Source organism: Paenibacillus rhizoplanae (genome assembly GCF_042684125.1).
Taxonomy (GTDB): Bacteria; Bacillota; Bacilli; order Paenibacillales; family Paenibacillaceae; genus Paenibacillus_AQ; species Paenibacillus_AQ rhizoplanae.
The window spans coordinates 1-13,758 of record NZ_JBHUKY010000029.1 but is presented as its reverse complement, the minus strand read 5'-3'; the positions used below and the strand labels follow the sequence as shown (position 1 = coordinate 13,758).

Annotated in this window: 11 protein-coding genes and 1 riboswitch; of the genes, 7 read left to right on the top strand and 4 right to left on the bottom strand. The window is 52.3% G+C overall.

The features are described from left to right. Positions 1-13 precede the first annotated feature (13 nt). Positions 14-1,147, top strand: a complete 1,134-nt coding sequence (locus ACFSX3_RS17130) for a response regulator (RefSeq protein ID WP_209985061.1) — start codon at positions 14-16, stop codon at positions 1,145-1,147. 285 nt (positions 1,148-1,432) lie between these two features. Here ACFSX3_RS17130 and ACFSX3_RS17125 read toward each other — a convergent pair whose 3' ends face one another. Next, positions 1,433-2,614, bottom strand: coding sequence for a hypothetical protein (locus ACFSX3_RS17125; protein ID WP_209985064.1), 1,182 nt, complete (start codon positions 2,612-2,614; stop codon positions 1,433-1,435). Positions 2,615-2,799: 185 nt separating this feature from the next. Between ACFSX3_RS17125 and ACFSX3_RS17120 the strand changes: the two genes are divergently transcribed. The 6 genes from ACFSX3_RS17120 (at position 2,800) to ACFSX3_RS17095 (ending at position 9,453) form a co-directional block, all read left to right on the top strand. Then, complete coding sequence (locus ACFSX3_RS17120; protein WP_379255824.1) at positions 2,800-3,327, top strand: cupin domain-containing protein; 528 nt, start codon at positions 2,800-2,802, stop codon at positions 3,325-3,327. A 213-nt stretch (positions 3,328-3,540) separates the two neighbouring features. Next, on the top strand, positions 3,541-4,296 hold the full coding sequence (locus ACFSX3_RS17115; protein ID WP_209985066.1) for a LytR/AlgR family response regulator transcription factor: 756 nt from the start codon (positions 3,541-3,543) through the stop codon (positions 4,294-4,296). Further along, positions 4,283-5,584 carry a GHKL domain-containing protein gene (locus ACFSX3_RS17110; protein ID WP_209985070.1) on the top strand — a complete coding sequence of 434 codons (1,302 nt, stop codon included), beginning with the start codon at positions 4,283-4,285 and terminating at the stop codon, positions 5,582-5,584. Before ACFSX3_RS17115 ends, ACFSX3_RS17110 begins: the two co-directional genes overlap by 14 nt. 117 nt (positions 5,585-5,701) lie before the next feature. Next, complete coding sequence (locus tag ACFSX3_RS17105) at positions 5,702-7,741, top strand: serine hydrolase domain-containing protein (protein WP_209985073.1); 2,040 nt, start codon at positions 5,702-5,704, stop codon at positions 7,739-7,741. Positions 7,742-7,832: 91 nt separating this feature from the next. Beyond that, a riboswitch (SAM riboswitch) is annotated at positions 7,833-7,946 on the top strand. Positions 7,947-8,015: 69 nt separating this feature from the next. Then, positions 8,016-8,609, top strand: coding sequence for a DedA family protein (locus ACFSX3_RS17100; RefSeq protein ID WP_209985076.1), 594 nt, complete (start codon positions 8,016-8,018; stop codon positions 8,607-8,609). Positions 8,610-8,640: 31 nt separating this feature from the next. Continuing rightward, complete coding sequence (locus tag ACFSX3_RS17095) at positions 8,641-9,453, top strand: undecaprenyl-diphosphate phosphatase (RefSeq protein WP_209985079.1); 813 nt, start codon at positions 8,641-8,643, stop codon at positions 9,451-9,453. Between the two features lie 18 nt (positions 9,454-9,471). On the opposite strand, the gene ACFSX3_RS17090 is transcribed toward ACFSX3_RS17095, so the two are convergent. The 3 genes from ACFSX3_RS17090 to hflK all read right to left on the bottom strand — a co-directional run bounded on the left by ACFSX3_RS17090 (position 9,472) and on the right by hflK (position 13,127). Continuing rightward, positions 9,472-11,049 carry a glycosyltransferase family 2 protein gene (locus ACFSX3_RS17090; protein WP_209985082.1) on the bottom strand — a complete coding sequence of 526 codons (1,578 nt, stop codon included), beginning with the start codon at positions 11,047-11,049 and terminating at the stop codon, positions 9,472-9,474. A 168-nt stretch (positions 11,050-11,217) separates the two neighbouring features. Then, positions 11,218-12,087: a protease modulator HflC gene (gene hflC, locus ACFSX3_RS17085; protein WP_339219306.1), complete on the bottom strand. Its 870-nt coding sequence runs from the start codon at positions 12,085-12,087 to the stop codon at positions 11,218-11,220. Beyond that, positions 12,084-13,127 carry an FtsH protease activity modulator HflK gene (gene hflK, locus ACFSX3_RS17080; RefSeq protein WP_209985217.1) on the bottom strand — a complete coding sequence of 348 codons (1,044 nt, stop codon included), beginning with the start codon at positions 13,125-13,127 and terminating at the stop codon, positions 12,084-12,086. Before hflK ends, hflC begins: the two co-directional genes overlap by 4 nt. Positions 13,128-13,758 lie beyond the last annotated feature (631 nt).

Here is a 13,758-nt window from a genome sequence, read left to right as displayed (position 1 = left end):
AGGAGGTGCTACAATGCTTCGGGTAGTGCTGATCGATGATGAACGACTCGCCCTGATTCAGCTGGAATCCACGCTCAGGGCGCTGGGATCGACCATTGTAACGGCAACCTATACCAATCCCCTGCTGGCTATGAGCGAAGCGGCCGGCTGGGAGGCAGATATTATTTTTCTTGATATTGATATGCCGGGGCTGAACGGCGTGGAGGCTGCGAGGCAGCTCGAAGAGTGCTGTCCCGGCTCAGCCATCGTATTCGTCTCCGCCCATAACAGCTTCGCGCTGGAAGCCTTCGAGGTTAGCGCACAGGATTATCTGCTCAAGCCGGTCTCCAGGGAACGGCTGAGCCGGACCCTCCAGCGAATCAGGAGCCGGAAGGTCAACCAGGATGACACGGACAAGCCAGGCTTGCTGCTGATCCGCTGCTTCAATGCTATCCAATTCGAACGGGGAGGCATCCCTATCCGGGATTTCCGCTGGCGCACATCCAAAGCCCAGGAGCTGTTCGCCTTCCTGCTATACCACCACGACCGGATCGTTGTGAAGGACAAGCTGATCGAGCTGCTCTGGCCCGAGGCCTCATTCAAGCGTGCCTCTACCCATCTGTATACGGCCATCTACCAGATCAGGCAATCTCTGAAAAGGGCGGACATCGGCCTTGTGATCAGCAATGCGAGCGTGGGTGAAGGGTATATGCTGGAGAGCGGCGATGCGCAGATCGATGCGGTACTGTGGGAGGAAGGGGTCGTCTCCCTGGACCCGGTCGATGATTATAACGTAGCGGAGCACGAAGAGCTGCTAAAACTCTATACCGGTGATTACTTGGGAGATTATGAGTACCTGTGGGCCGAGAGTGAACGGCAGCGGCTAAGGAACCTCTCCTTACAGCATGCCACAGAGCTGGCCGATTATTATACCGTCAAGGATAATATCACCAAGGCCGTCAACACCTATCAGCGGATTGTGGAGCTGCATCCCTACCACGAGCCGGGTTACCTGGCGCTCATGGAATTCTATAACCGGCTGGGTGAGCTGAGCTTCGTACAGGAGCAATATGAGAAGCTGCGCAGCCTGCTCTGGCGGGATCTGAAGCTCACTCCGTCCGCGAAGGTTGAGCGCTGGTATGCGAATTGGAAGCGTCTATATACTTGATTCCATGCCGGAACTTCGGCGATAACAGAATCCATACAAAAACGGTATGCCGCCCCCCGGTCAGGGGTTAGGCATACCGTTTCTTGTTGCACCCGCAGCTTTCATTATAGCGGCAGGACCTGCGCATCCGCGCTGTCCCGTCCTTTCAGTGAAAAGCTGCAGGACATGCGAATCCGCTGACATAACCGGTGTACACTGATTCTCGTGCAGTAGCTACCCATGTCAGACAGACCTCACTCTTTCAATGTACCCATTACGGGGAACTTAAAACGCTCTGGCGAAGGTTCAGAAATTCATATAGACCACTGCGTAATCAGGAAAATCCTCCATCCATTTCACAATAGTCTTCGGCAGCTTGCTGGTGCCGGGAACATTCGTATAGAACCGTACGAAGGTCTCAGGAATCTCCTCTGAATCAGAGGCTTCATCCGAATCAAGCGCAGCCGCCCAGAAATGGCCCTGCTTATCATACATGATGATGGCTTCCGTAAGGGTGAACAGCCCTCTGACGCCGCCCTCTACCACTTTTGCCCCTTTACCGTCCAGATCCTTCGGCTCATCCAGCAACTGCATACTGTACAGGAACAGATCATAATCTTCCCCTACCAGCTTACGGAAGGCCTTATCATCTGCGGCCGTCTTGAAGACACCGGTGTCACGCAGTGTGTAGACCGTCTCTTGCGAATCTCTTGTATATTGGCCGGTGTAGGTTACATTCGCCCCGGCAGAATACACCGGCGAAGGGCTGGTGACATATAGATTGCCGTTCAGCAGATAGAAAAAGACTACGGAACCGTCCTCTTCCTTGTAGACGGCCATCCGTTTGCGGACCACTGCCGACTCTTCATACAGCTGGCCGGAATGGGCGCCATCGTAGGCATCCATCGAGAAGACCAGCTTATCGCTCTTCACATTGCTGAATTCAACATAAGATCCGAAGAAGGGCGAATACGTCTCCATATACCACTCCCCGCTCCAGTCCGCTGCTGCCGGAACCTTGGCGCTGGCTGCGGCGGCAGCTGTCAATGCTTCTACCGGAAGCTGGCGGGTGCCGTCCGGGTTGCTCCATACTCCGGCGAAGCCGGTGCCGGGGATCCACCAGCCCTCGAAATGGCCGGTTTCCTTGCCCTTTGCATCGTATTCATACATATTTGCGTATTTGCCGCTGACTGTACCGGTGAGTCTAATTGTCTTCTTGTATTTATCATAATAATAACTTCCGGTCAGCTTCCCGCCGCTCTCCACCTTAATGGACATATGAATCGGCAGATTCCCGTTGATGGCGCCGGTCAGCGGCACCAGTCCGTTCGTGGCCGGACTCTGGGCGGGTGAAGCGGCAGCGGCCACCGTCCCGGCTGACGCAGCCTTCGCCTGTACGGGAGCAGCCTTTGCCCCCTGAGGCACCAGAATGGCAGGCAGCAGCAGCGCGGCCGCCAGCAGGATACTGATTTTACGGATAATTCTCACTATAACCCCTCCCTTTCACAACCATCTATAACAGCTATGTTACACTGTATGCCATCAATTACCCTTTTACAAGCAGGTAAAGCACAGGGAATAGCACCATTCACAGAAAAAATTCCCGTCAATAGAATCCATGGTGTGCAGTACTAGCATCAGGGTAATTCTATATACAAAGGAGATGATCCGCTATGCCAGAACATAACTATATAGGCCGGGAGCAGGATGAATCTATAATGAAGCTCAGTTTCCAGCCGGATGGCCTGCTGCCGAACAACCCGGAGCTTCCGGTCCTGCTGTATAAGGGTGTTCTCCGGGACCACCCGGAAGACACCGAACAGATCTTCAATAACAATGGCTGGCTGAACAGCTGGGTGAACGGCGTCTTCCCCTATCACCATTATCACAGCAACGCGCATGAGGTGCTGGGCGTGATCTCCGGCAGCGCCAGCCTCCAGCTTGGCGGAGATGCCGGATACACCGCCAGCGTGGAGGCCGGTGACGTTGTGGTGCTGCCTGCCGGGACGGCACACAAGAAGCTCACGGCTTCGCCGGACTTCCGCATCGCCGGTGCTTATCCCGGCGGCATGGATTATAACACCCGCCGGGCGGACCCGGATGACTTCGCTGCGGCGCTCCCCGAGATCCGCGAAGTTCCGCTGCCGGAGCGTGATCCCGTATACGGCGAGGCAGGGCCGCTGTTGCGGCTGTGGAAGTAGATTACACGCTTAAACAGCGGAGCGGGCGGAACGACCCGCGTAAAAGCGTAGCGCCCGCCCTGGTCTCCGGATTTTCACCGATTCGCTTTTGCAGTCCAGGGATTAACTTATGCGTTTGACCCCCTGATTCGCTCCTTCCCCTGGACAATGCTATATAATGTTGTGTACAAATATCTGCTTAGGCATGGAGCCGGAATGAAGGGGGACCCTTGGATGTATCGGGTAGCGATATGTGAGGATGAAGAACAGCAGCGGGAGCTGGTGAAGAGGATTCTGGTCGGCTTATCCGTCAAGACGGATACCGAATTTGAAATTGAGCTGTTTCCTTCGGGAGAGGACTTAATCTCCCACTATGAACAGGGCGGAGCCCCCTTCCATATCCTGATTCTGGATGTGGAGATGGGCGGTATGAACGGGATTCAGGCGGCGCGCCGCTTGAGAAGCCAGAAGCATTTTGACGAACAGATTATATTCCTGACCAGCTACCCTGAATATATGGTGGAGAGCTTCGACGTGATTACCTTCCAGTATCTGATCAAGCCGGTCGCCCCGCAGCTCCTGGAGGAGAAGATCCTGAAGCTGTGTGATTACTTCCAGGCCCAGACTAAGAAATTCATGGTTATCAAGTCCGGGTATGAGGAAGTCGTCTTGCGACATGATGATATTATCGGGATTGAGGCGGCCAAGAGCCTGACGGTCAAGAGCAAGCTGAATGTGATTACCACCACGGAGATCTATGAGACCAGAGGGATTATTGCAGAGTACGCTTCAGCCCTACGCGACAGCCATTTCCTGCAGATCCACCGTTCGATTATTATCAACCTGCTGCATGTCCACAAGTTCGCGGGCGGCTCCGTGCTGATGTCGGGCGGGCAGGAGTTCCCCATCGGCCGGTCCAAAATTAAAGAGGTTAAGGACTTCTACACCAAATTCATGATCATGAAGGGCAGCTCCTATGACTCACTATAATCTGACTCTCGTCGTCTGTGTGGTACTGGTGATGTGCTTTCAGACCCAATTCTTCTTTGCCTCCGTGTTTGATAAGTCCGCCAGAAAGCCTAACCGGATCATATATTTCCTCATCTACGGGGTACTCTGCTTTCTCTACCTGGTCACCCCGCTGTCCCCTATATTCTCCTCCGGCGTAGCCTTGCTGATGATCTTCACTATGGCGCAAGCCTATAAGGTGGAGATGAAGACCCAGGTGATCTTTTCCACGCTGTACGCTGTGCTGATGACGGTGGTCAGCTTTATCTCGCTGTATATTTTCTCAATGATAGATTCGGTAGACTACACCAGCATGGACACGGGTACGGGAATTGACCGGCAGGCCTTCATCAAGGGACTGATCCTAAGCTGCATTATTATGTTCCCGGTGATTCAGATCATCCGGCTGATCTCCAAGCGGCGAAGCGTCTCCCTGCCCTACCGGTATTATGTGATGTTCCTGATTGTCCCGCTCATCAGCACCTATCAGATCAACATCCTTACCGTTAACAGCACGAAGGATTTCTATTATTTTTTTGCGATTCTCGGCTTCCTGTTCTTGAATGTGATGATCGTCTATATCTTCGATACCATTACCGACAAGTTCCAGTTCATGCATGAGAACGCCCAGCTTCAGCACCAGATGAACTATCAGGACGCCAACTATGAGAAGACGGTGCACAGCTTCAAGTCGATCAAAAGAATCATCCACGACACCCATCAGCAGTTCCTCTACATTGAAGAATGTATACGGCGGGATGATCCGGCGGCAGCTCTTGCGCATATCAAGCTCACGCTGAATAAAGTGGAGGATGCCTACCAGCGGGTCAACACCGGCCATCTGGTGGTGGATGCGCTGGTCACGAACACGCTGAATATCGGACAAGCGAACGGCATCCGAATCGACACCCGCCTTAAGCTGCTGTCCCGTGAGCTTCACATCGACCGTTATGACCTGTGCGTTGTGCTGGGCAACATGCTGGACAATGCCATTGAAGCCTCCAAAAAAGTACGGCTCGCCGAGGACCGCTACATTCTGATCCAGATGCACTCCAGTGAGTCCGCCCTGTTCATCCATATCCTGAATCACACCGCCACGGTGACCGCCCCATTGCAGAGCCGGAAGCCCGACCCGGAATACCACGGCATCGGCCTGACCAATATCTCCAGAATCTGCGAGAAGTACGGCGGGAATATGACGATTGAAGCCGGGCATCGGGAATTCAACAATATGGTGGTCCTCCCCTTCTCACGCGAAGCCTCTATATAAAATGCACTTTAGGGATCGTTATTAGCGTTTCAGGGTTGTTCAAGCCACGTTCCTCTCTTCTGCCTGTATGATAACTTCAGGAAGATTACCTAAGAGACACAAGAGGAGGAATTCAAGATGAACAAGTTAACTTCAGTCGTACTGGCTGCCATGTTAGTGATTCCTGCGGCCCCGGCTGCCGCGCAGGAGAAGGAGAGCCCGGTGCAGACAACAGCCCGCCTGCTGGGCTCGAAGATCGTATCCGATTACGGGGTAAGCGGCATGCAATATGCAATCAGGGATAGAGGTGCGATTACGGTATCCGGCGGCTTCGGTGTATCCGATAAGGCAGCCGGGACGACGATCACCAAGGATACGATGTTCGGCATCGGCTCGGTCAGCAAAATGCATGTCTCCGCAGCCACGATGATGCTCGCAGAAGATAAGATCATTGACATTGATCAGCCGCTGACCACGTATCTGCCGCAGTTCAAGATGGCCGATGAGCGGTACAAGCAGATTACCCCGCGCATGTTAATGAACCACTCCTCGGGCCTGTACGGCAGCCACTACGGGAACAGCATTCTGATGGACGATGCCGATACACAGAATCATGATGAGCTGCTGACCAGGCTTCAGTCCGAACGCCTGAAATCCGATCCCGGCGCATATTCCGTATACTGCAATGACGGCTTTCAATTGCTGGAGCTGATGATTGAGCAGGTGACGGGCAATAGCTATACAGAGTTCCTGGATCAGCACATGAGCAGCCCGCTGAAGCTAAGCTCCACCAAGACGCCGCTGGATACCTTTAACCGGCAGCAGCTCGCCAAAACCTACTTCCCTGGTCTAACGCAGGCATTGCCTAGCGAGAACGCCAATATCCTCGGAGCGGGTGGCCTCTATTCCACAGCCGAAGATCTGACTACATTCGCCGAGATGCTGAACGGAAAGCATCCAGACGTTCTGTCGAAAGCCTCCGCTACAGCGATGCAGCAGCCCGAATACAAGAACGGGATCTGGGTGCCTGAGGAGAGAAACAGCTTCAATTACGGTCTGGGCTGGGATGCCGTAGATCTGGCGCCGTTCAGTGATTACGGAATCACAGCCTTATCCAAAGGCGGAGATACCATCATGTATCACGCTGACCTGATTACCCTGCCGGAATCCGATATATCCATCGCGGTGCTCTCGTCAGGCGGAAGCTCAATCTATAACACCATTTTCGCCACCAATGTGCTGCTGGCCTACCTGAAGGACACCGGGAAGATTAACAAGATTCTGCCGGATGCTGCCTTCAAGCCTCCTGTTAAAGCGGCTATGCCAGCTGAGATGCAGTCCTTTGCGGGATTATATGGCACTGTCGGCGCAACCACAGCCATAACCATTAAGGACGGAGCGATTGATCTGCCTGCGCTTGAAGGGGGACTCATTCCTGCACAGAAGTATATCTATACCGGCAAGGGGCAGTTCACGAGCCCGGACGGCAGCGCCGCCATAAGCTTCGATAAACAGAAGAACGGCAAAACCTATTTGAAGCTGAATACCCACCTGAGCATCCCTGGCGTTGGTCAAATGCTAATGGTCACGTATGAATATCAGAAGCTTGCGGTAAGTCCGCTGAATGCTTCTACGAAGCAGGCCTGGGCGCAAAGAGACGGGAAGCATTACTACGCTGTGGATGAGAAAATCAATTCCTTCTTCTACCTCTCCCCTTCCATCTTGACGAAGACTATTGAGGTTGAACAAGGCTATGCCACCGGGACGCGGATTGTGGACGAGAACACCGCCGTCAATGCGGCTGAGATTCCAGTCATGAACGGAAGAGATGCCTTCGATCTGACCTTCTCCAAGCAGAACGGTGCCGAATATTTAACCATTGACGGCAATGATTATATTAGCGAGAACGCCGTGAAGCCGATCTACGGAGGCCCTGCCTCTACCAGCACCGTTCCTGCGGGCGGCGAGAGTGTATGGTTCAAGATTGATAAGAAGGCTGCCGGCAAAACCATGACCGTTACCTCTCCCCCAAGCGGCGGTTTCGTTGTCTATGATGCCGACGGGATGATTGTAAGCCACTTCAAGGTAAGCAAAGACCCTTCGGTCCGGTTGCCGGACGGCGGAATGGCCGTGTTCGGCGGGCAAGCGGGCGATGTGTTCAGGATTGAGCTGCGATAACGCTTTCATATTTTATACACAGTTTCTCCCACTCTCTCAAACTTGCTTAATGGGTAACAGGTATGTTTTAATGTTATCAAATTGAATAATACTCTTATCCAGAGTTCGGTGGAGGGCTTCGCCCGATGATACCGCTGTGACCGGCATGCTATAAGCATTAAGGCACAGCACTAGAGGCATCCCGGATGCCTTGCACAGATGAGAGGGTGCTGACAGTTGATGAGACTGCCCCCTTTAATTAGGGGGCTTTTTGTTTGAGAAGGGAGAGAAATGCATGACAGAGTGGATTACGGAATTTATACTCTTTTTCAAAGATTTGTCGTATGCTGGTATCGTCATCGCCTTGTCGTTTGAATTCGTACCTGCTGAAATCGTGCTGCCGCTTGCCGGATATTGGGTGTATCTTGGGGACATGAAGCTCCTGCTTACGATCCTGGCTGGTACTGTCGGGGGCACCTTCGGCCCGCTAACACTGTATGCCTTGGGCCGGTATGGCGGCAGGCCGATGGTCGATAAGTACGGCAAGTATCTGTTCATCCGCCCGCATCATCTGGAGGCCTCCGACCGTTTTTTTGAGAAATACGGCAGCGGTGTGGCCTTCTACGGACGCTTCATCCCCGGTGTGAGAACGCTGATCTCCATCCCTTGCGGAATCGCCAAAATGAATGTGTTCAAGTTCAGTCTGTACACCTTCCTGGCCATGCTTCCGATCACCTCGGTCTATGTCTATCTGGGCTTCAAGCTGGGCTCGCAGTGGGAGCATGTGGACGAGATCGTCAAGCCTTACCTTATTCCGGCGGCAACCCTGTTCCTGCTCGGCTTCGGACTGTACGTCTTGTCCAAGCGGCTAAGAAGAAGACAGGCTTAACGAAATTGCAGTTGATATTCAGGAGGAACTCATGGAGAATTGGTTCGAATGGCTAAAATACTTATTGCTGGGTCTCGTGCAGGGAGTGACGGAGCCGATTCCCGTCTCTTCCAGCGGGCACCTGATCATCGTACAACGACTGCTCGGCATGAAGCAGAATGGGCTATCCTTTGAAATCTTAACGAATACGGCATCCCTGATCGCCATCTGTTTTATTTTCCGCAAAGATATTCTGGATCTGATTACAGGTGCCTTCCATTATATGCGCACGCGCAATGCCAAGTACCGGTCGGAGTTCATGTTCTGCCTCTATATTGTGATAGGTACGATTCCTGCAGCCGTGGCTGCTGTGTTCTTCAAGGATACGATCGAACGCGTCTTCACCTCCGTACATACCGTATCCATCAGCTTACTTGTTACCGGGGTGGCCCTCTGGCTGATCCGCAATCTGCGCGGGCAAAAAAGAGACGGAAATCTTACCGTGCGGGATGCCATTCTTGTCGGACTGGCTCAGGCAGTGGCCCTGATTCCCGGTATCAGCCGTTCCGGTTCAACCGTGATCGCCTCGATCGCCGTCGGGATGAAGCAGGAGACCGCACTCAAGTTCTCCTTCATGCTGTACATTCCTATTAGTATCGGCGGTCTGATCCTGGGTGCATCCGACATCGTGCATGATCCTAACCGCTCCGCGCTGGCAATTCCCTATATGATTGCCTTCCTCACCACACTGGTCGCCACTTATTACGCGATGCGCTGGTTCATCGGCATTATGGCGAAGGGGAACCTGATCTACTTTTCGTACTACTGCTTCGTGGTGGGCACGCTACTGCTGATCTTCCAGTAACAGAAACGGATGCCCTTACTATTCGCTCCAAGGCAACAGACGGGGATGCTCGTCAAGGATGGACTGATACTGCTCCTTCCAGCCGTACTTGCCATTCGGGTCCAGTTGCATATAACGCATATACTTCTCCAGCCGAAATTCCTGCTTCGACCAGCCGAGATGCTTAATCCGCAGGTTGCTCAATTGATGAGGCAATTCCCAAATATTCTCTGGCAACCGCCCGGAGTGTTGCGGGAGATCATTCCAGAGATAGGTAATGTCTTCGCGGTAGCGGACCAGGAACGGCCGGTATCTCATGTGGGCCCGCCAGTACTTATCCTCGCGGTAATGGTTGTCATCCCATAGATCGTAGAGGCGGAAGCAGAATAAGTCGCAGTTCTCCGTTCTCAGCAGGGAGTCCACTTCTTCGGCAAAGCTGGATTCAAAGATCTCATCCCCATCCAGATTAAGAATCCATTCCGGCTGGGTCGCAACCACCGCCTCCCACTGCTGCTTGCGCAGCTCGGATTCATTGTTGAAGCGGGAGACCGGATTATAAATCAACTTAAGCGGAATTCCCCCCAGAACCTCCTTAATTAATTCTGCTGTTTCATCTGTGCTGCCATCATCGATAATAACGGCCTCGTCGATATATTTGCGGTGCTCTTCCAGAATCTTCCGCAGGAACCTTGAGGCTTCATTCTTGACGATCATCGTGAGAGTCAGCTTGTGTCGGCGTTGTGCCGCTGCCGGGGTGACAACATGTTCCGCATCAGCAGCTTGCAGCTTAATTAGATTAGCTTCTGCATCTGTTAGTTTTACGAACTCCTCCACTTTGTCAAGATCACTGTCTCTGTAGATATGCAGCGCCGGATAATGAGTATCCACGAAGAGGGGAATATCAAGTGCTGCTGCACGGATACAGAAATGGCGATCCTCTCCCCAATAGGAGAGGTTTCGGACCTTCTTGTAACTAATACCGGACTTGATGGCCTTGATGCTGATCAGAGTACAGGCACCAAGTCCGCCGACTTCATAGGTTCCCGGTTGCCTCATCTTAAGCAGAAAAGCATGCAGGCGGCGCTTGATCTCCTCAGGTGAAAGCTTTTCTCCCGGCAACGCTTCCCATTGGTTGTATTCGTCATGCATCCACACCTGCGGCTGTTCCAGCTTGCCCGGCTGCCACTGGGTCCAGAACACTTCAGCGATAATGTCCTTGCCTGAATTGATCAGCTGTTCCAGCGTACTTGGATGAAGAATAAGATCGGAATCCACCAGAAACAGATAATCATAGCCGAAAGCTTCCGCGCGCCGGATCATCTTATTTTTGAACTCGGCCACCTTCCAGATAAGGCTGATACGCCAGGCATGGGTATTATCATCGCGTATATAGTCATCATGGTAGCCAGAGGGTTCCAGGAAGACTGTTCTCCCGCTCTGGGCGAACTGCTGCAGGAGTTCACTGGAAGCTGTATCCCGATTATCATCAATCAGATAGTAATGCAGCTCAATATTGTTAAGGTTGAGCCGCTGCAGCGACTTCAGAAAATGCTCCAGAATCTCCGGTTTCTGATGGATCGGGCTGCCAAGTAGCACTCGTTTTATCTTCTGATTCATATGAACACCCCTTTGATTTGAAAATAATTGATATAACACAATATATATTAAGTGAGTTATCTAGATAAGCCTATTTTCCTGAAATTACAACCTTCTAGCCCGCCGGGCAAAACGACAAACACCCCTTAGAATCAATTGATCCTAAGGGGTGTTTGTCATTCAGCCTATTTATTTATTGCCCATCAGTATCTTCGCATAAGGCGAATCGATCGGGATCATGATGACCGGCTCATTCTTCAGCGTAGTCACATAACTCTGCAGCGTGCGGTAGAAGCTATAGAACTCGGGAGATTTGCCATAGGCCAGGTTATAGATCTTGGCCGCTTCCCCTTCGCCTGCGGCGATAATCTTCTTGGAGTCGGCTTCAGCCTGGGCCATCAGCTCCCGGGAGGCGCGGTCCGCCTTGGAGGTGATCTTCCTGGATTCCTCGTCCCCTTCGGACAGATAACGTGCAGCAATGGATTGACGGTCCGAGATCATCCGGTTGTACACGCTCTGCTTGTTCTCTTCCGGCAGGTCGGTACGCTTGATCCGTACGTCAATGACTTCAATTCCGTAATTATCCCGGGTCAAAGCCGCTACTACATCCTTAGTAATCTCATCATTAATATTGCCCCGTCCGGTATCCTCACTGATGATATTCTCATAGTTGACCTCCGACAGTTTGCGGCGCACCGAGTTGTAGACAGCTTCATCGATACGCTGGACCCCACCGCTGACCGATTGAACGGTTCTCAGGAACTGCGAGGCGTTGGTGATTCTCCAGACCGTATAATTATCAACCACAATCGGCTTCTGGTCCTTGGTCAGAATGCTGGTCGGCGAGCTCTCGTACGTCATCTGATACTTGGGCAGCTCCGAGACATTTTCGATAAAAGGAAGCTTGAACTTCAGCCCCGGCTCCTCCACAGCACGCATTGCTTCACCGAAACGGAGAACGACCTTATATTCCCCTTCCTTCACGATGTACATAGAGCCAGCCAGCAGAATAATCAGAACGATAGATGATATCAATAAGATGATCGGGTTTCTTTTCACTTGGCATCTCCTCCTTGCGGTGCGGCTGAAGGCGCCGGATTCACAGCGGCAGGAGCAGAGGGGCTATCCTTGGTGCTGCGCATCAGCTCATTCAGCGGCAGATAGTTCACAGTGTCACTGTTTGAGTTCGTAATGAAGATTCTGGCGTTAGGCAGGATCGTCTCCAGTGTCTCCAGGACCAGCCGGCTCTCGGTGACGCTCTGATTATTGGCATATTCGGCAAAAATCGCATTGAACCGCGCCACATCCCCCTGCGCATTCAGGATACGCGACTTCTTCTCGCCTTCGGCCCGCTCCAGCAGGGCCTGTGCTTCACCGCGCGCCTTCGGAATGATATCGTTCTCGTACTTCTTGGCGTTGTTGATCTTCGTATTCTTCTCTTCACGGGCGTTCGTCACCTCGCGGAAGGCTTCCTCCACCTGGCCGCTTGGCGGCTCAATATCCTGGAACTTGATATCGATGATCTGAATGCCGGTGTTGTATTTCTTCTGCAGATCCACCAGCAGCACGCGGACCTTATCCTGAATGACCGTCTTCCCGTCAGTAATGGCATAATCCAGCTTCTCGGAACCAATGACCGCACGGATCGAGGAGCTGGCCGAGTTACGCAGGAATTTGTCCGGGTCATCAATGTTATACAGGTAATCACGGATATTGCTGATCTTCCACTGGACTACCGCATCGGCAGAGACAATATTCTCATCGCCTGTAATCATCATAGCTTCATCATCCACCGGAACTGCTCCATCCGACTCTTGGCGGTACCCGATATGAATCCGCTGGGTCAGCTCGGCAGGCACGGTAATTACATCCTGGATGGGATAGGGCCATTTGAAATGGAGCCCGGCTGAGCTCTCACTCGTATACTTGCCGAAGGTCAGAATAGCCGCACGTTCCTGCTCCTGCACAGTATAAAATGAGGTGGCGCCGATATACAGCAACACAGCCGCAGCGGCTACCCCCACCCCTATCCTCTTGTACATGCCCGGCTTCAACTTCGGCAGCTTGAACCCTGGGATATTATCGCCATTCTGGTTCATGAAATTCAAGATGCATCGCTCCTTTTGGCGTATTTTAGTCTTATTAAAGGTTTATATACGTGAATAAATCAAAAAAGTCGCAACTATTTCAGCTTTGTTCAAGCTTTCTGCATTTTGCTGCGTTTCTCTCTGTCAATTGCCACTATTTCACGTTTTGGACTAATATCCCCTACCGGACATATGCTACAGAATTTGGTGAATACAATCAGTTAATCATATCAGACCAACACACCCGGTTCCTTGATCAGGACAGTAACCTGCAGGTACTATTTACTCCGTAGCAAACACTAGTACTCAAATGTTGATGCAATTTATGGGGCACAGTACGGACTAGGGCTGAGGCTTTATTGTACAGCAATGATTTGAGGTCATTTTCCTCCACTGCCCTTCGTTTTCACCGAAGGGCGCACACCAAAAGACGTTCCCGGCAGGTCGGGAACGTCTTTTGGTAACTCATATCCTAAGCGTAACGGACTCAGGAGTCCTTATCTCTGCTGAAATTCCACGTTGGGACAAGTTACGGACACCATGGACCTCTGTCAAGAAAGTAGATACTCACGCAACGGATGCCGTCGTAAACTGCTTAGCGAATCGGGCGGGGGAAAGATACCCCAGCGTGCCATGCATTCGC